Here is a 16750-nt window from a genome sequence, read left to right as displayed (position 1 = left end):
CCCGGGCCACACTGCTGCCCATGCCCTTCGACCCCGCACCCCGGGTGTCCGTCTCCGACCACGTCTTCGGCCGGCTCCGCGACGCGATCGTGTCCGGTCGCTACCGCCCGGACGACACCCTGCCCGGCGAGCGGGAGCTGGCCGGCGCGTTCGAGGTCAACCGGCACGCGGTCCGGGAGGCGCTGCGCCGCCTGCAACAACTCGGGCTGGTCCGGGTCAGCCAGGGCGGGGCGACCCGGGTGCTGGACTGGCGGCTGCACGCCGGGCTGGACCTGGCGCTGTCCCTGGCCCGCTCCGGCGACGTACTGCCGGTGGAGACGCTCGTGCGCGACATGCTGGAGATGCGCGCCTGCGTCGGGACCGACGCGGCCCGGCTCTGCGCCGAGCGCGCCGACCCGGCGGTCGTCGCCGCGCTGGTCCGGGCCGCCGAGGGCTACGGCGTGCTCGCCCCCGACCTGGACCGGATGCACGAGGCGAACATCGCCATCTGGCGGCTGGTCGTGCGCGGCAGCGGCAACACCGCCTACCAACTGGCCTTCAACAGCCTGGTGGCCGGCACGTTCGCCGTCGGCGACGTCCCCCCGGACGCCCGCGCGGGCGAACTGCTCGACGTCGCGGGACACCGCCGCCTCGCCGCGTCCATCGCCGCCGGTCAGGGCGCGGCGGCCGCCCGGCACGCCCGGGCGCTGCTGACCGCCCCGCTCACCACCCCCACCACCGGAAGGGAAGCGCGCGCATGATCCCGGCCGTGCTGTACGCCGTCCCGGCGTTCCTGCTCCTGATCGTCGTCGAGGCGGTCTCCTACCGCTTCCTGCCTGACGACGACGAACGCGGCTACGAGCTGCGGGACACCACCACCAGCCTGTCGATGGGGTTGGGCAGCCAGCTCATCGGCGTGCCGTGGAAGCTGCTCACGGTCGGGCTGTTCGCGGCGCTGTGGACCGTCGCGCCGGTGCACCTCTCCCCCGGCGACTGGTGGACCTGGGTGATCCTCTTCTTCGCCGACGACCTGGCGTACTACTGGTTCCACCGCTCGCACCACGAGGTGCGGGTGCTGTGGGCGAGCCACGTGGTGCACCACTCCAGCGTCCACTACAACCTGTCCACCGCGCTGCGGCAGAGCTGGACGCCGATGACCGCGCTGCCGTTCTGGCTGGCGCTGGCCCTGCTCGGCATCCCCCCATGGATGATCTTCCTCCAGCAGTCGGTCAGCCTGCTCTACCAGTTCTTCCTGCACACCGAAAGGGTCAACGTGCTGCCCCGGGCGATCGAATGGGTCTTCAACACGCCGTCGCACCACCGGGTGCACCACGGCTCGAACACCGAGTACCTGGACCGCAACTACGGCGGCATCCTCATCGTCTGGGACCGGTTGTTCGGCACCTTCACCCCGGAGCGGGCCCCGGCGCGCTACGGGCTGACCAGGAACATCGACACGTACAACCCGTTGCGGGTGGCGACCCACGAGTTCGCCGCGATCTGGTCGGACGTACGCCGGGCCAGCGGCTGGCGGGATCGGCTGGGCCACCTGTTCGGCCGCCCGGGCTGGCAGCCGGCCCGATGAGGCGCTCCTGGCTGGTCCTGTTCGGGTTCGTCGCCGCCGTCGAGCTGGTCGGGGTGGCCCTCGACTCGACGGTGCTCCAGTGGTTGGCCAAGCCGCTGCTGGCGCCGGTGCTGCTGGCGTACCTGTGGCAGCGGCGGCGCCGCTTCGACGGGGTGGCCGTGGGTCTGGTCGCGGCGACCGCCGGGGACGTGGCCCTGCTGCTGTCGGGCGACGCCGCGTTCCTGGCCGGCATGGGGTTCTTCCTGGTCACGCAGGTCGCGTTCAGCACCGGCTTCCTGCGGCACGGGCGACCGTCGGCCATGGCGTGGGCCGGCTACCTGCTCGCCTGGGCGGCGGCGAACGCGCTGCTCTGGGGCATGTTGGGGCCGCTGCGACTGCCGGTGCTCGGCTACAGCCTGGCGTTGTGCCTGATGGCCGCCGCCGCGAGCGGCGTGTCGGCGCGGGTGGGTGCTGGCGGCGCGCTCTTCCTCGTCTCCGACCTGCTCATCGGGGTGGGTGCGGCCGGCGTGGAGCTGCCCGGCCGGGGCCTGCTGGTGATGATCACCTACTGCGCCGCGTTGCTGCTGATCACCACCGGCTGGGTGGCCGCGTCGCGCCCGGGGACCGAACCCGGCCCGCCGCCGGCCGGTATCCTGCGGGCGTGGCCAGGGAGAGCGGGCGCAAGCTGATCGCCTCGAACAAGAAGGCACGGCACGACTACGACATTCTCAAGACGTACGAGGCGGGCATCGTGCTGGCCGGCACCGAGGTGAAGTCGCTGCGTGCGGGGCGGGTGTCGCTCGTCGACGCGTTCGCCCAGGAGCGCGACGGCGAGATCATGCTGTACGGCCTGCACATCGCCGAGTACGGCTTCGGCACGTGGACCAACCACGCGCCCCGGCGCACCCGCAAGCTGCTGCTGCACCGGGTGGAGATCGCCCGGATCCTGGAGAAGCTGCGCGACGGCGGCACCACGCTGGTGCCGCTGTCGATGTACTTCGCCGACGGCTGGGCCAAGGTGGAGTTGGGGCTGGCCCGGGGCCGCCGGTCGTACGACAAGCGCCAGGCGCTCGCCGAGCGGGACGCCAAGCGGGAGATCGCCCGGGAGATGGGCCGCCGGCTCAAGGGCCGCACGTCGGCGACACGGGGCTGACCAGCCGAATTCTGTCCCAGGCCGGTGGCACGCTGAGCGCATGACCGACCTCACCTGGAATCCGCTGCTGCACGAGCAGCTCACCTGGCACTGGACCTACCAGTTGCGCGACCGCCTGGACGGCCTCACCGACGCGGAATACCTGTGGGAGCCGGTTCCCGACTGCTGGAGCCTTCGCCCGCGCGCCGATGGCGGCACGCTGACGATCGACTTGGCGTTCCCGCACCCGGACCCGCCGCCGTTCACCACCGTCGCCTGGCGGCTCGCCCACGTCATAGTCGGCGTGCTGGCCATGCGCAACGCGTCGCACTTCGGCCGCGCACCCACCGACTACGACTCGTTTCCCTACTCCTCCACCGCAGCCGGCGCGCTGACCCAACTCGACGAGGAGTACGCCACCTGGACGGCCGGGGTCGAGGCGCTCGGCGAGGACGGCCTTGCGCGGGCCTGCGGTCCGGCCGAGGGGGCGTTCGCCGACGTCCCGATGGCGACGCTGGTGCTGCACATCAACCGGGAGGTGATCCACCACCTGGCCGAGGTGTGCCTGCTGCGCGACCTGTACCGGCACACGCCGCGGACGGATTAATACAAGACTTCTTGTACTTCACTCCTTGTCCACCTATGCTGTCGGCATGACGGACGGAAGCGGCAACCGCCGCGTGAGCGACCCGCGGGCCATGCGGGCGCTCGCCCACCCCACCCGGCTGCGGCTGCTCGGCGAGCTGCGCCTGCGCGGCCCGCAGACGGTCGGCATGCTGAGCGAACGGACCGGCGAGGCGGTCGGCGCGGTCAGCTACCACGTCGGCAAGCTGGCCGAACACGGCTTCGTGACCGCGGCCCCCGAGCTGGCCCGGGACCGGCGCGAGCGGTGGTGGCGGGCCGCGCACGCGACCACCGACTGGGATCCGTTCGAACTGCTCGACGACCCGGAGCGCCGGCTCGCCGGCAACCTGCTGCGCCGGGCCGCCATGCAGCGCTACGTGGACCGCTACCAGGCCTACCTGGAGTCCGAGGCCGACCTCGACCCGGCCTGGGTCCGCGGCACCACGAGCAGCGACATGGTGCTGCGCCTGACCCCCGAGGAACTGGTGGAGCTACGCGACGAACTGTCCGCGCTCGGCCGGCGGTGGCAGGCCCGCTCCGCGCCCGAGCGGCCCGACGCCGAGATGGTCACACTGATCTGGCAGGCGTACCGGGGGCCGCGGTGACCCGCGACCGCCGGCCGCTGGCCGGGCTGCTGATCGGGCACGCCGTCTCGCTGACCGGCAACGTGCTGACGCTCATCGCGCTGCCCCTCTACGTGCTGGCCGAGACCGGCTCACCGGCCGCGACCGGACTGGCCGGCGCGTTCGCCACCGCGCCCGTGGTGCTCGGCGGCGCGTTCGGCGGCGTGCTCGTCGACCGGATCGGCTACCGGCGCTCCAGCGTCCTCGCCGACGTGGTCTCCGGCCTGACGATCGCCGCCGTACCCCTGTTGCACGCCACCGTCGGCCTGCCGTTCCCCGCGCTGCTGGCCCTGGTGTTCGTCAGCGGGCTGCTGGACACCCCCGGGCAGACCGCCCGCACCGCGCTGCTGCCGGAGGCCGCCACCGCCGCCGGGGTGCCGATCGAGCGGGCGGTCGGTTGGCTGGAGGCGACCTCCCGCGGCGCCCGCATGATCGGCGCGCCGGTGGCCGGCCTGCTGGTCGGGCTGCTGGGCGCGCTGTCCGTGCTGGTCCTGGACGCGGTGACATTCGCCGTCTCGGCGCTGGTGGTGGGGCTGCTGGTGCCGCGCGGCCTGAGCCCGTCCGGCGACGAGGCCGAGGCCGAGACCGGGGGCTATTGGCGACAGTTCGCCGCCGGGCTGCGGTTCCTGGTCCGCGAACCGCTGCTGCGCGCCATGGTCCTGCTGGTGCTGGTGACCAACCTGTTCGACGCGGCCAAGAGCCAGGTGCTGCTGCCGGTGGTCGCCGACCGCGAACTCGGCGGCCCCGCCGCGTTCGGCCTGCTGGTGGGCGTCATGGGCGGTGGTGCGCTGGTCGGCTCGCTGGTGTTCAGCGCGATCGGCCACCGCCTGCCGCGCCGGGCCACGTTCGTCACCGCGTTCGCGGTGTGCGGCGCCCCGCCACTGTGGGCGCTGGCCGCCGCGCCGCCGCTGCCCGTGGTGGTCGCCGTGGTGGCGGTGGCCGGGCTGGCCGCCGGTGCACTCAACCCGCTGATGGGCGCGGTGGAACTGGAGCGGGTGCCGCCGGCCATGCGGGCCCGGGTGTACGGCGTGATCGGCGCCGGGGCGTGGGCAGCCATGCCGGTCGGCGCGCTCGGCGCCGGGCTGGCCGCGGACCGGTTCGGTCCCACGCCCACGCTCGTCGCCATGGGCGCCTGCTACCTGCTGGTGGTGCTGACGCCGCTGCTCGGCGGGCCGTGGCGGGACATGCGCCGGCCCCCGGTGGTACGCCGACGCGAGCCCGACCCCGAGCCGCGGGAGGCGGTGTCCTGACATCGACCGCGGCCGGCCGGGTCAGAACGGGGCGTCCACCGCCAGGCGGCGGACCTGGGTCAGGTAGGGATCCAGCTCACCCACCTCGAACCGGCAGGTCCCGATGACGTGCCAGAACTGGCCACCCGGGTCACCGTCCAGCTTGTACCGGCCGTCCGGACTGACCGCCGCCCACCCGTCCGGCAGGCCGATGAGCGTGGTGCGCAGCTGGGCGTGCTCCGGATCGGCCACGTCCCACAGCCGCACCGTGCCGTCGTCACCGGCGCTGGCCAGCAGGTTGCCCTCCGGGCTGAACTGCACCGACCAGACCCGCCTGGTGTGCGCGGCGAGCGTGCCGTGCAACCGGCCGGTCAGCGGGTCCCAGAGCCGGATCACCAGGTCGTCCCCGGCGGTGGCGAGCAGCGTGTCGTCCGGACTGAACGCGCAGGACCAGAGCCGCCCGTCGTGTTCGTCGAGCACGATCCGCCGCCGGCCGGTCCGCACGTCCCAGACGACTGCCGTGCCGTCGTTGCCGGCGCTGGCCAGCAGCGTGCCCTCGCTGTTGAAACCCACCGAGTAGACCCGGTCGGTGTGGTGCTCCAGGGTCAGCCGGCAGGTGGCGGTGGCCGCGTCCCAGAGGCGCACCATCTGGTCGTCGCAGCCGGTGGCGATGGTCTCCCCGTCCGGGCTGAACGCGACCGTGCGCACCCGGCCGCGGTGCGGGGTGAGCGTGGCGAAGTGCCGGCCGGTCCGGCGGTACCACAGGCGTACCGTGTCGTCGTCGTTCGCGGTCGCCAGGGCGTCGCCGTCGGGGCTGAACGCGACCGCCCAGACGTGCTCGGTCTCCACGTTGAGTTCCCGCTCGTCGGCCCCGGTGTCGGTGTTCCACAGGTGCACGCCGCCGTCGCCGCTGGGCGAGGCGACAAGCGGCTCCTCGGGGCAGAAGACCGCCGAGAGCAGCCGGTCGGCGGGGCTGGCGAGCTGCCGCAGCAGCCGCCCGGTCCGCGGCTCCCAAAGCCGGATCACGCCGTCGTTGCCGCAGGCGGCGAGCACCTCCCCGTCGTCGCGGAAGGACAGCGCGGTGACCCGCCGGCCGTGCCCGCGCAGCGTGTGCTGGAGCTGCCCGGAACGCACGTCCCACAGCCGGGTGGTGCCGTCGTTGCTGCTGGTCGCCACCTGTGCCTGGTCCGGCCGCCACACCACCGGCCAGACCGAGCCGCGATGCCGGGTCAGCTCGTGCCGCACCTGGCCGTCGTCGGTGTCCCAGAGCTGGATCGCGCCGTCGCTGGCCGCGGTGGCGAGCAGGCTGCCGTCGCCGTTGAACCGGACGCTGTAGATCGCACCCCGCTGCCGGCCGAGCACCCGCACCGGCCGCCCGGTCTCGGTCTCCCACAGCCGCACCGCGCCGTGGGTGTCGCCGGTGGCCATCAGCGTGCCGTCGGGGTGGATGTCGAGGGCGTACACGTCGGCCTCGTGGCCGCGCGGCTGGCGCAGCGGCTCCCCGTCGGCGGCCCGGCGGATCCACACCCGGCCGTGCTGCCCGACGGCGACCAGCAGCCGGCCGTCCGGGGAGTGCACGACCCGGTAGACCACCTCCGGCTCACGCACCTCGAAGGCCAACTGCCCGGTGGGGATGTCCCAGCCGCGCACCGTGCCGGCGCTGTCCGCCACCACGACCCGCCGCCCGTCCGGACTGAACGAGGTGCCCCAGATCGGCGCGGCGTGGCCGGGCCACTCGTGGCGCAGCCGGGCGGTGCGGGTGTCGTACAGCCGGACCACACCGGCCGCGTCGCCGACCACCAGCCGGCCCCGGCGGCCGTCGGTGAGCAGCGGCCACACCCAGCCGGCGAAGACGTCCTCGATGACGTGCCGCACGTCACCGTGGTCGGCATCCCACAGTCGCACCGTCAGGTCGGCCGCGCCGGTGACGAGGCGGTGCGACGCGGCGTCGTAGCGGACCGCGTACACCCGGGACCGGTGCCCCTGCAACGTACGCACCGGCAGCCCGGTGGCGGTGTCGCAGAGCAGCACGCCACCGTCGTCGCTGCCCACCGCCAGCACCGCCCCGTCCGGGCTGTACGCCACCGGCACCGGCAGCCGGCCCACCTCGAAGCCGTACCCCACGCCCACGGCCGGCGGCGCCAGCCCGGGCGTCACCGGGCGGCCCGGCGCGACCACGGCGCCGCGCAGTTCCGGCGCGCGCAGCATCGCGGCGTCGGCGCTGACGTCGATCAACGCGGCCCGGTGCCAACTGCTGCCGGCGATCCGCGCCCCGCGCAGGTCGGTACGGAACAGGCGCGCACCGGCCAGCTCCGCGTCGCGCAGGTCCGCCCCGGCGAGGCGGGCATGGTCGAGGCGGGCACCGCGCAGCCGGGCGTGCTCCAGCCGCGCCTCGGTCAGGTTGGTGGCGACCAGCCGGGTGTCGGTGAGGTCCGCCCCGGTCAGGTCCGCCCCGGCGAGTTCCCGGTGGGACAGGTCCTCCCCGCGCAGCACCGCGCCACGCAGGTCGGCGCGGTCGGGCAGCCGCAGCCGGGCGGACAGCCGCAACGCGTTCGCGCGCACCGTCTCACCGGCCGACTCGTCGGCGAGCACCCGGGCGGTCCACGAGGTGCAGCGGGCCGGGTCGGCGAGGTCGCCGAGGAACTCCACGGCCAGCGCGGACAGCGAGCGAACCGCCAGCGCGCCCGGCTCCTCGCCCCGGTTGAGCTGCTCGGCCACCCCGTCGGCGACCAGCCACTCCATCACCGAGGTGTGGATGAACCCGAACAGTCCGTCGTCGGTGCGCACCAGCAGGCTGCCCGCGCCGACGGCGTGCGCGGCCTGCGGCCCAGACAGCCGCGAGTCGGCCCGCCCGGCGAGCTGCCCGGTGGACTCGGCCAGCTCGGCCAGCCGCAGGTACGCCTCGCCGCTCTCCCACAGCTGGAACGCCAACCGGCTCACCGCCTGCCACAGCTCGGGGCGGCGCAGGCTGACCGGTGCGCCCGGGATGCCCTGGGTGCGGCGTTCCTCGAAGTCCAGCCAGGACTCCAGGATCTCCCGGTAGAGCGCGGCGGCGCTGAACGTGCCGCCCGCCCCGGCCACGGCGGCCAGCCGGCCCTCGTCGAGGTTGGCGATGAAGCCGAGCATGCGCGGGTTGCGGGAGAGCCCGAGCAGGTCCTTCACCCCGGCCAGCAGGTCCATCCGCTCACGCGCGGCCCGCTCGTCACCGCCGTAGCGGTTACGCAGGAAGTCCTGGATCTGGCCGGGGGTGAAGTCCTCCACGGCCAGCACCCGGCGGTGCGGCAGCAGGCCGACCCGCTCGCCCAACGCGGTCAGCACCTGCGAGTTGGTCTTGAAGTGCTGGGTACGGCTGCTCACCACGATCTTCGCGTTGCCCTCGGCCGCCTGCAACAGCGTCTCCAGGTGGTCGGCGGCCCGGTCGTAGGTCACCCGGGCCACCAGCTCGTCGAACCCGTCGAAGAGCAGCACGATGCGGCCCTGGCGCAGCATGTACCGGAACGCCTTGAGGTCGATCACCTGCTCGCCGTGGTTGGCCAGGTGCGCGGCGACCAGGCCGTCGACGGAGTGCGCCTTGTCCAGCGCGCGCAGCTCCACCAGGATCGGGATCAGGTCGGGTGCGGCGGTGGGCAGCCGGCGTGCCACCTCCCGCAGCGCGAACGTCTTGCCCCGCCCGAAGTCGCCCAACACCAGCACGAACCGGCCGTCCGGGGCGGAGACGGTCTCCAGCAGCTCGTCCACCACGTCCTCGCGGACCCGCTGGTCGGCACCGACCAGGTGCCGGTAGCGCTGCGGCACGTACTGCCCGGGCGGGTAGAGCCGGTCGGCCTGTAGGCGGGCGGTCTGCGCGGCGACGTAGTCGCGCAGGTCGAGCAGGCCCTGGAACTCGGTCAGGTGCAGCACCCGCACGCCGCGCCGCTGCGCGTCCTCGGCCAGGCCGCGCGGCACCCGGTCGCCGTCGTAGACCAGTTCGGAGGCGATGTCCGGGTCGGTGGCGTGCACCCGCCGGGCGAAGACGTCCACGTCGGCGTCGGTGGGCGTGCCGACGTACGCGCCGACGCGCTGCTGCCGGACCACCCCGTCGGAGCGGTAACTGAGGTAGAGGTGCGGCGGCTCGGTGTCGACGCGACGCACCACCACCCGGTCGTAGCGGGCCTCGCAGACCTCGGCGAGCCGGTCCAGCAGCCGCCACACCGGGGCGGCGGGTACGGCGGCCGGCTCGCCCTGGATCGGCCCCTCCGCCGCGACCGGGCGCCGCGGGTCGGGCACCTGGGCCGGCCCGGCCGCGCCGAAGGTGGCCTCGGCGTGCGGCCAGGCCAGCACCGTCGACGCGCCGCCGTCGAGGCGGTCGTCGCGGCCCAGCACCCACCGGGTCATCCCGTCCGGGCCGAGCCGCAGCACCTGCGCCCGGCCGTCGTGCGGTGCGGCGGCCAGCGGCACCACCGGGTCGATGCGGGCCGACGGCGCCGCGTCGCACAGCAGCAGGTTGAGCATCGGGCCGACCAGCCGGTTGACCGAACCCCGGTCGCGCAGCGACATCCGGTCCGGCGGCACCTCGTCGGCGTACGGGCTGCGCGGCCCGGGGGCGTGCGCCATCGCGCCCAGCCGCAGCCACCCGGACTGCTGGTAGTGGCGCAGCCGCTGGGCGAACCAGCTGGACTGCGCCTCGCCGAGGAAGCCGTAGCGGTCCTCCTCGCGGTGGGTGATCGCGATCGTCGAGTTCAGGCCGGCCACCACCACCCGCAGGTCGGGCACGCCGAACAGCGTCCAGGGCTGCTCGCTGTCGAAGATCCGGTCGTCGAGGCCCTGGTAGAGGTCGTCGAACAGTCGGGCGTAGTGCCGCCACTTCGGCCAGTACGGCGGCTGCGGGTCGACGTCGTCGGCCTCGCAGGTGGCGAAGTAGGCCCGGCTGGCGGCCATGGTCACGTCGCGCGGGCCGGGCACCACCGCCAGCCGGTGCGGCTCCAGGCCGAGCAGCACCCGCAGGCCGGTGAGGAAGCTCAGCGCGTCGGAGAACTCCCGCGGGCTTCCCGACTCGGTCAGGTTGCCGGCGACCACCAGCAGGTCAGGCCGGGGCACCCCGTCGTTCATCAGCAGCGTGAGGTCCCCCATCAGGTGTTCCTGCACCTCGCCGGGGGTGACCGGGGCACCGGGAGTGATCACCCCACGGCCGAAGCGGGGCCCGGCCACCTGGAGCACGGTGACGGTGTCCCGGGCGGTCGGTGGCGCCACCGCGGCCGGCGGGAACGGCGGCGGGTTGATCGGGGCGCGCCGGACGTGGCGCGGCGCGGGCACGGTGGCGGTCGCGGCGAGCACCCCGCGCGGGTCGGCCGGGTGGTGCGGGAACGCCGGCTGCCGCATCGGCTTGGCCCGGCCGTCGAGCGCCTCGCGGATGCGGTCCAGCACCCGGTTGCGGGCCTGCACGGGATCGTCCACACCGACCAGGTCGACGTAGGTGATGGTGGCGAGCAGGCCGTCGATCGGGCAGTCCTCGACGCGTACGGTGACCAGCTTGTTGCCGGTCCCGTCGGGGTCGGCGCGCAGGGCGGCCTGCCACTCCAGCTTGCCGTAGGTGGAGTGCAGGTAGCGTTCGGACAGCACCGCCACCACCACCTCGGCCTCGCGGACGCCACGGTCCATGAAGTCGATGAAGTTGGTGCCGGCCACGAAGTCCCACGCCTGCAGCAGCGTGCGGTAGCCGGCGGACTCGAACTCCCACGCCAGCCACGTCGCCCAGCGTTCGTCGGCAGGTGAGTAGCTGATGAAGAAGTCGATGGGACGGTCGGACCGGGTGGGGCGCGCACCTGTGACCACATGGTCATTATGGACACCGACGGTCAACAGATCGACACCCTCGGCAGCCCGGATCGCTCCGCGTCGGGCCGGAGCGCGGCCCCCGGCGTGTGCGAGGATGATCCCTCGTGGAGACCCCCGGCGATCCGCCGAACGCCGTGCCCGACCGTTCCCGCTGGGGCCGACTGCACGTGCTGGACTGGATCGCGGCCGGGCTGGCCGTGGCCGGGGTGGTGTGCGTGCTCACCGGGCTGCTCCCCCGCGCCGACGCGGAGGACACGATACACCGGATCGTACCCATCCTGATCTTCCTCGGAACGGTGGTGGTGCTCGCCGAGCTGACCGCGGTGGCCGGGGTGTTCGACGCCCTCGCCGTGCGGGTGGCGACGACCGCCCGGGGCAGTTTCCCGGCCCTGTTCTGGCTCTGCGTGGGTTTCGCCTCGCTGACCACCATCGCGCTCAACCTGGACACCACGGCGGTGCTGCTCACGCCGGTGATGATCGCGTTGGCCCGGACGCTGAACGTGCCGGCCACGCCGCTGGCGATGACCACGGTCTGGCTGGCGAACACCGCGAGCCTGCTGCTGCCGGTGTCCAACCTGACCAACATCCTGGCCAGCAACCGGATCGACCTGGAACCGGTGCCCTGGGCGGCGCGGATGTGGTGGCCGCAGCTCGTCGCCGTCGCGGTGACCGCGCTGCTGCTGTGGTGGTGGTACTGGCGGCCGGCCCGCGCCGGGGCGGATCCGTTCGACCCGCCGCCGCCGTACGTGCCGCCGGACCGGGTGCTCTACCGCACCGCGGTGCTGGCCTGCCTGCTCTTCGTCGTCGGCGTGCTGGCCGAGGTCGAGATCGGCGTCGCCTCCGGGGTGGCCGCCGCGATCCTGGTCGGCGGGTTCGTGGTGCGGGACCGGCGCCGGCTGCGGGCCGCGCTCGTGCCGTGGCGGCTGCTGGTGTTCGTGACCGGCCTGTTCCTGGTGGTGCAGACCCTCGGCCGGTTCGGCCTGGACACGGTGATGGGCACGCTCATCGGCACCGACCCGGGCGCGGAGGGGGCGCTGCGCGCGGGCGCCGTCGGCGCGCTGTTCAGCAACGCGGTCAACAACCTGCCCGCGTACGTGGCGGGTGAGGCGGTCATCGCCGCCGACCGGCACACCCAGTTGCTGGCGCTGCTGATCGGCACGAACGTCGGTCCGCTGGCCACGCCGTGGGCGTCGCTGGCGACGCTGATCTGGTACGAGCGGTGCCGCGCGGCCGGGCTGACGGTGCCACTGGGCCGGTTCGTGGCCACCAGCGCCGCACTGGCCACGCTCGCGACCACGGCGACGGTGGCGGCGCTGCTTGTCGGTCCCGGCGCCTAGCATCGCCGCCATGAGCGACGCACCCGAGATCGTCCGCCGCTACGTCGCACTCGCCGGTCGGGCCGACGAGGAGCCCCACCTCGCCCTGGTCGCCGACGACGCGGTGGTCGAGGACGAGGGGCGGACCCACCGCGGCGTCGAGGAGATCCGCGCCTGGCGGCGCGACACGCCGCTGGTGGCATACGAGATCACCGACGTCGAGCGGACGCCGGCCGGCACCGTGGCGACCGCGACCATCAGCGGTGACTTCCCCGGCGGCCCGTTCGCCGGGCTGCGGTTCCGGTTCGACGAGTACGACGACACCCACATCCGCCAGCTGCGCATCGCCCCCCGAGCGGGCAGCGGAGAAATCGCTACGGCCCGGTGCCGGCCGGTGGCTACCGTGCCGGCATGACCGCCGCACCCACCCTGAGCTTCTACTCCGACCCGACGGAGTTCCTCGCCGCCGCCGAGCCCTACCTGGCCGCCGACCCGGTGCGCGGCACCGTGGTCGCAAGCGTCGCCCACCGGATGGCCGCCCGCCGCGCCGAGGGGGTCGCACTGCCCGAGAACGACTGGTGGCTGGTGGTGCGGGACGCCTCCGGCGCGGTGGTCGGCGCCGGGATGCGGTGCGCGCCGTTCCCGCCGCGGCCGCCGTTCCTGCTGTCGATGCCCGACCAGGCCGCGGTGGCGCTGGCCCACACCTTGCACCGGCGCGGCGAGCGGGTCCGGGCGGTCAACGGCGCACTGCCCGCCGTCCGGGTCTGCGCCGAGGAGGTCGCCCGCCTCGACGGCGGCCGGGTCGAGGTCGCCCAGCACACCCGGGTGCACGTGCTCGACGCGCTGGCGCCACCCGCCCCGGTGCCCGGCGCGCTGCGGGTGGCGTCCGCGGCCGACATCGACCTGGTCGTCGCGTGGTTCGGCGCGTTCATGGCCGACGCGGACGAGCAGGCGGGCCGCCCACGCGGGACGAGTGCCCACGAGGCGCCCGACCGCGCCGAGCTGCTGCGCCGGATCCGGGACGGCCGGGTCTGGTTCTGGACCGACGGATCGGGCCGGCCGGTGCACCTGACCGCCGCCAACCCGCCGTCGTTCGGCGTGGCCCGCGTCGGCCCGGTCTACACCCCACCCGAGCAGCGCGGGCGCGGCTGGGCCGGCAACGCCGTCGCCGAGGTCAGCCGGCTGCTCACCGCCGAGGGCGCGCGGGTGTGCCTGTTCACCGACCAGGCCAACCCGGTCTCGAACGGGCTGTACGCCCGGATCGGGTTCCGGCCGTTGGTCGACATGGCCAACCTGGTCCTCGTCGACTGAGACGGCCGCGCGCCCGCGGGTCAGCCGGCGAGACCGAGCGCGGCCAGCCGGTACGGGTCGGCGATCACGTCCACGGCGGCGACCCGTCCGCCGGTGACGGTGAACGCCATCACCGACAGCGGGCGACCGGCGGCGGTCACCAGCACCCCGGCCGCCCCGTTGACGAGCACCGGCCGGGCGTACGGGAACAGCCGGCCGAACGTGGTGGCCTGCGCCGCGACCACTGCCGCGCCGGTGAGCACGACCGTGTGCCGGGCGCGGGCGTTCCCGGCGTCGGAGCGCAGCACCACGTCCGGGTGCAGCACCGCGACCAGCGCGTCGAGGTCGCCGTCGCGTGCGGCGGCCAGGAAGGCGTCCACCACCGCCCGCTGACGGGCCAGGTCCGGATCCGGCGTGGGCGCCTGTCCGCGTACCCGGCGGCGGGCCCGGCTGGCGAGCTGCCGGGCCGCCGCCGGTGAGCGGTCGACGAGCGGGCCGATCTCGTCGAACGGCACCCCGAACATGTCGTGCAGCACGAACGCGAGCCGCTCGGCCGGGGTGAGCGTGTCCAGCACCACCAGCAGCGCCAGGCCCACCGAGTCGGCGAGCACCGCGGCGTGCGCCGGGTCGTCGGCGTCCGTGTCCACCACCGGGTCGGGCAGGCGTACGTCAAGGGGGTCCTCCCGGCGGGCGGCGCGGGACCGCAACGTGTTGAGGCTGACCCGGGCGACCACTGTGGTCAGCCAGGCGTCCAGGTTGTCCAGGGTGGCCGAATCGGTGCGGGCCAGCCGCAGCCAGGTTTCCTGCACGGCGTCCTCGGCGTCGGTGAGCGAGCCGAGCAGCCGGTAGGCGACCGCGCGCAGCCGTGGCCGCTCCCGCTCGAACCGGTCCGCCAGCCGGGTGTCCACCACCTGAGCCTCCCCTCCCGCACACCGTCCCGACCCGGCGTGGGCGACCAACGTGACCAGACGTGACCACTGTCACACGCGTCACATCGGCGGGCCGCCGAGGGTCGACATGACAGCACCGACAACGGGAGGACGACGATGAACGCACCCATCCTGGTCACCGGCGGCACCGGCACGATCGGCCGGCATGTCGTACCGCTGCTGCGCGCCGCCGGGCACCCGGTGCGGGTGCTCAGCCGGCGCGGCGGGGGGCCCGGCGACGACATCACCCACGTGACCGCCGATCTGCTCACCGGCGCCGACCTCGAACCCGCCGTACGCGGTGTGTCCACTGTGCTGCACCTGGCCGGCGGCGCGAAGGGCGACGACCGCGCCACCGCCAACCTGGTCGGGGCCGCGCGCCGGGCCGGGGTGACGCACCTGACGCACATCTCCGTGACCGGCGCCGATCGGGTGCCGCTGGCCTGGACGCGGTCCAAGCTCGACGCCGAGCGCGCGGTGGTGGACTCCGGCATCCCGTGGACGGTGCTGCGCGCCACCCAGGTGCACGACCTGGTGCTGTCCATGCTGGCGGCGATGACCCGGCTGCCCGTGGTGCCGGTGCCGGGCGGGCTGCGGTTGCAGCCGGTCGACGCGGCCGAGGTGGCGGCGCGGCTGGCCGAGCTGACGCTGGGCGAGCCCGCCGGGCTGGTGCCGGATCTTGCCGGGCCGGAGACGTACGGCATCGGCGAGTTGCTGACCGGCTACCTGGCGGCCAGCGGGAAGCGCCGGGCGCGGCTGCCGGTGCGGATCCCCGGGCGGGCCGGCCGGGCGTACCGGGAGGGCGCGAACCTGGCCCGGCCGGGCGCCGCGACGGGCGTGCGGACCTGGGCCGCCTTCCTGGCCGAACGGGCGCCGTCGCGGCCGGTCGCCTGAATCGCCGGGGCGGAACTCGTCGTCAGGCGCCCGTGCCGGGGTGGAACTGCTCGAACATGACCTCGTAGCCGTCCGGGTCGAGGCCGTAGAAGATCCGCGCCCACCCCACGTCCTCCGGTTCCAGCGTCACCGGCAGCCCTTCGTCGCGCCACAGCGCGTACGTGGCGTCCAGGTCCGCAGTGGGCACGGTGAGCACCACACCGAGCCCTGGCGGCCCGGTCTTGACCTCGCGTTCGCGCTCGGTGTTGTGGTGCCCGTGGTGGTGCAGGTCGGACAGGATCAGCCAGGTGTGGCCGAACGTCAGGTAGCGCAGGTGCCGCTGGTCGGGCTGTGGGATCTGCTTGAAGCCGAGTTGGAGGTAGAGCCGGTGGGAGCGGTCCAGGTCGCGGACCCGGAGCCCGAGCTTCAACTGTCTGGCGGCCATCGGCCCGAGGCTAGCGGATCCCGACTCACCACCCGACCGTGCCGAGGCCGACCGGGGTGATGCGGCGCACCTGCGGTTCGATCCACTGGGCCGCGGTCACCAGCTTGACCAGCCGGTCGATGGTCTCCGGGGGACCTGCCACGAAGCTGCGCCGGTCCGCCGGGCAGCCGTACCTGTCGTCGAACGTGCCGCCGTCCATCGCGCGCACCACCATGCCGGCCTCGACTGCGAGCAGCAGCCCGGCGGGCAGGTCGACCGCCTCGGGGCGGTAGCCGACGATGCCGTCGATGTCGCCGCGCGCCAGCATCACCCAGGACAGCAGCGGCGCCCACAGTTGCAGCACCCGGCGGGCGGTGGTGTCGAGGACCACCTTCAACGCCCGGGCGGTGCTGTCGTCCCGGCGTACCTCGTGACCCTGGGTCCAGGCCAGCACCGGCGCGGTCGGCACCGGCCGGTGCGCGGCCCGCAGCGGGCGCCCGGCCGGGCCTGCGGCGTGCACGAACGCGCCCCGGCCGCGCACCGCCGACCAGGTCCGCCCGGCGACCGGGTCGTGCACCACGCCGAGCACCGGCGAGCCGCGGTCGCACAGGGCGATGCCGACCACGTACGCGGGCAGCCCGATCGCCACGTTGTTGGTGCCGTCGAGCGGGTCGACAAGCCAGGCGAAGGCGGTGTCCGGGGCGTACTCGCCGCCCTCCTCGGCGATCACCCCGTGCCCCGGCCAGCGGGCCCGGATCCGGTCGACGATGAGCCGCTCGGCGGCCAGGTCGAGGTCGGTGACCAGGTCACCGGTGTCGTTCTTCGCCCGGGCGCGCACCTGTCCCCGGGTGCCCCGGCGCAGCAAGCGGCCCGCCGCCCGGGCCGCGTCCACCGCGAACCGGTGCGCCTCGCGCAGGTCGGGCCCGCCTCTGTCCGGTTCCACGTCCATGGTT

Annotated in this window: 15 protein-coding genes; 11 read left to right on the top strand and 4 right to left on the bottom strand. The window is 74.5% G+C overall.

Annotation, left to right across the window (positions count from 1 at the left end):
- Positions 1 to 20: 20 nt before the first annotated feature.
- The 7 genes from ACLQ2X_RS02385 to ACLQ2X_RS02355 are packed head-to-tail and all read left to right on the top strand — an operon-like array spanning position 21 to position 5172.
- A complete protein-coding gene (locus ACLQ2X_RS02385; protein ID WP_425679238.1) occupies positions 21 to 740 on the top strand; it encodes a FadR/GntR family transcriptional regulator in 720 nt (239 codons plus the stop codon).
- Entirely contained in the window at positions 737 to 1564 is an 828-nt protein-coding gene (locus tag ACLQ2X_RS02380) for a sterol desaturase family protein (protein ID WP_425679237.1), read from the top strand. The genes ACLQ2X_RS02385 and ACLQ2X_RS02380 overlap by 4 nt, the downstream gene beginning before the upstream one ends.
- Positions 1561 to 2232: a lysoplasmalogenase gene (locus ACLQ2X_RS02375; protein ID WP_425679236.1), complete on the top strand. Its 672-nt coding sequence runs from the start codon at positions 1561 to 1563 to the stop codon at positions 2230 to 2232. Before ACLQ2X_RS02380 ends, ACLQ2X_RS02375 begins: the two co-directional genes overlap by 4 nt.
- On the top strand, positions 2205 to 2696 hold the full coding sequence (gene smpB, locus ACLQ2X_RS02370) for an SsrA-binding protein SmpB (protein ID WP_425679235.1): 492 nt from the start codon (positions 2205 to 2207) through the stop codon (positions 2694 to 2696). The genes ACLQ2X_RS02375 and smpB overlap by 28 nt, the downstream gene beginning before the upstream one ends.
- A 40-nt stretch (positions 2697 to 2736) precedes the next feature.
- Positions 2737 to 3282 carry a DinB family protein gene (locus tag ACLQ2X_RS02365; protein WP_425679234.1) on the top strand — a complete coding sequence of 182 codons (546 nt, stop codon included), beginning with the start codon at positions 2737 to 2739 and terminating at the stop codon, positions 3280 to 3282.
- Between the two features lie 46 nt (positions 3283 to 3328).
- Positions 3329 to 3904: a helix-turn-helix domain-containing protein gene (locus ACLQ2X_RS02360; protein WP_425679233.1), complete on the top strand. Its 576-nt coding sequence runs from the start codon at positions 3329 to 3331 to the stop codon at positions 3902 to 3904.
- Complete coding sequence (locus tag ACLQ2X_RS02355; protein WP_425679232.1) at positions 3901 to 5172, top strand: MFS transporter; 1272 nt, start codon at positions 3901 to 3903, stop codon at positions 5170 to 5172. The genes ACLQ2X_RS02360 and ACLQ2X_RS02355 overlap by 4 nt, the downstream gene beginning before the upstream one ends.
- A 21-nt stretch (positions 5173 to 5193) precedes the next feature.
- On the opposite strand, the gene ACLQ2X_RS02350 is transcribed toward ACLQ2X_RS02355, so the two are convergent.
- On the bottom strand, positions 5194 to 10962 hold the full coding sequence (locus ACLQ2X_RS02350) for a TIR domain-containing protein (RefSeq protein ID WP_425679231.1): 5769 nt from the start codon (positions 10960 to 10962) through the stop codon (positions 5194 to 5196).
- Positions 10963 to 11069: 107 nt separating this feature from the next.
- Between ACLQ2X_RS02350 and ACLQ2X_RS02345 the strand changes: the two genes are divergently transcribed.
- Genes ACLQ2X_RS02345 through ACLQ2X_RS02335 form a run of 3 tightly spaced genes read left to right on the top strand, consistent with a single transcriptional unit; the run spans position 11070 to position 13592 of the window.
- On the top strand, positions 11070 to 12302 hold the full coding sequence (locus tag ACLQ2X_RS02345) for an SLC13 family permease (protein WP_425679230.1): 1233 nt from the start codon (positions 11070 to 11072) through the stop codon (positions 12300 to 12302).
- 10 nt (positions 12303 to 12312) lie between these two features.
- Positions 12313 to 12696, top strand: coding sequence for a hypothetical protein (locus tag ACLQ2X_RS02340; RefSeq protein WP_425679229.1), 384 nt, complete (start codon positions 12313 to 12315; stop codon positions 12694 to 12696).
- Complete coding sequence (locus ACLQ2X_RS02335) at positions 12693 to 13592, top strand: GNAT family N-acetyltransferase (protein WP_425679228.1); 900 nt, start codon at positions 12693 to 12695, stop codon at positions 13590 to 13592. The genes ACLQ2X_RS02340 and ACLQ2X_RS02335 overlap by 4 nt, the downstream gene beginning before the upstream one ends.
- A gap of 20 nt (positions 13593 to 13612) precedes the next feature.
- Here the strand turns inward: ACLQ2X_RS02335 and sigJ are convergent, their stop codons facing one another.
- Positions 13613 to 14482, bottom strand: a complete 870-nt coding sequence (gene sigJ / locus ACLQ2X_RS02330) for an RNA polymerase sigma factor SigJ (RefSeq protein WP_425679227.1) — start codon at positions 14480 to 14482, stop codon at positions 13613 to 13615.
- Between the two features lie 135 nt (positions 14483 to 14617).
- Between sigJ and ACLQ2X_RS02325 the strand changes: the two genes are divergently transcribed.
- Positions 14618 to 15394, top strand: a complete 777-nt coding sequence (locus tag ACLQ2X_RS02325; RefSeq protein ID WP_425679226.1) for an SDR family oxidoreductase — start codon at positions 14618 to 14620, stop codon at positions 15392 to 15394.
- Positions 15395 to 15416: 22 nt separating this feature from the next.
- On the opposite strand, the gene ACLQ2X_RS02320 is transcribed toward ACLQ2X_RS02325, so the two are convergent.
- Positions 15417 to 15818 (bottom strand): VOC family protein, encoded by a 402-nt coding sequence (locus ACLQ2X_RS02320; RefSeq protein ID WP_425679225.1) that lies wholly within the window; start codon positions 15816 to 15818, stop codon positions 15417 to 15419.
- Between the two features lie 25 nt (positions 15819 to 15843).
- A complete protein-coding gene (locus ACLQ2X_RS02315) occupies positions 15844 to 16746 on the bottom strand; it encodes an inositol monophosphatase family protein (protein ID WP_425679224.1) in 903 nt (300 codons plus the stop codon).
- Between the last annotated feature and the right edge of the window lie 4 nt (positions 16747 to 16750).

The sequence above is a fragment of the Micromonospora sp. DT31 genome, assembly GCF_049841795.1.
Lineage (GTDB): Bacteria > Actinomycetota > Actinomycetes > Mycobacteriales > Micromonosporaceae > Micromonospora.
This window is presented reverse-complemented; position numbering and strand designations above follow the sequence as displayed.

Coding starts and splice junctions, on each gene's coding strand:
- ACLQ2X_RS02385 (WP_425679238.1), top strand. CDS start 21: ATGCCCTTCGACCCCGCACCCCGGGTGTCCGTCTCCGACCACGTCTTC.
- ACLQ2X_RS02380 (WP_425679237.1), top strand. CDS start 737: ATGATCCCGGCCGTGCTGTACGCCGTCCCGGCGTTCCTGCTCCTGATC.
- ACLQ2X_RS02375 (WP_425679236.1), top strand. CDS start 1,561: ATGAGGCGCTCCTGGCTGGTCCTGTTCGGGTTCGTCGCCGCCGTCGAG.
- ACLQ2X_RS02365 (WP_425679234.1), top strand. CDS start 2,737: ATGACCGACCTCACCTGGAATCCGCTGCTGCACGAGCAGCTCACCTGG.
- ACLQ2X_RS02360 (WP_425679233.1), top strand. CDS start 3,329: ATGACGGACGGAAGCGGCAACCGCCGCGTGAGCGACCCGCGGGCCATG.
- ACLQ2X_RS02340 (WP_425679229.1), top strand. CDS start 12,313: ATGAGCGACGCACCCGAGATCGTCCGCCGCTACGTCGCACTCGCCGGT.
- ACLQ2X_RS02335 (WP_425679228.1), top strand. CDS start 12,693: ATGACCGCCGCACCCACCCTGAGCTTCTACTCCGACCCGACGGAGTTC.
- ACLQ2X_RS02325 (WP_425679226.1), top strand. CDS start 14,618: ATGAACGCACCCATCCTGGTCACCGGCGGCACCGGCACGATCGGCCGG.
- ACLQ2X_RS02320 (WP_425679225.1), bottom strand. CDS start 15,818: ATGGCCGCCAGACAGTTGAAGCTCGGGCTCCGGGTCCGCGACCTGGAC.
- ACLQ2X_RS02315 (WP_425679224.1), bottom strand. CDS start 16,746: ATGGACGTGGAACCGGACAGAGGCGGGCCCGACCTGCGCGAGGCGCAC.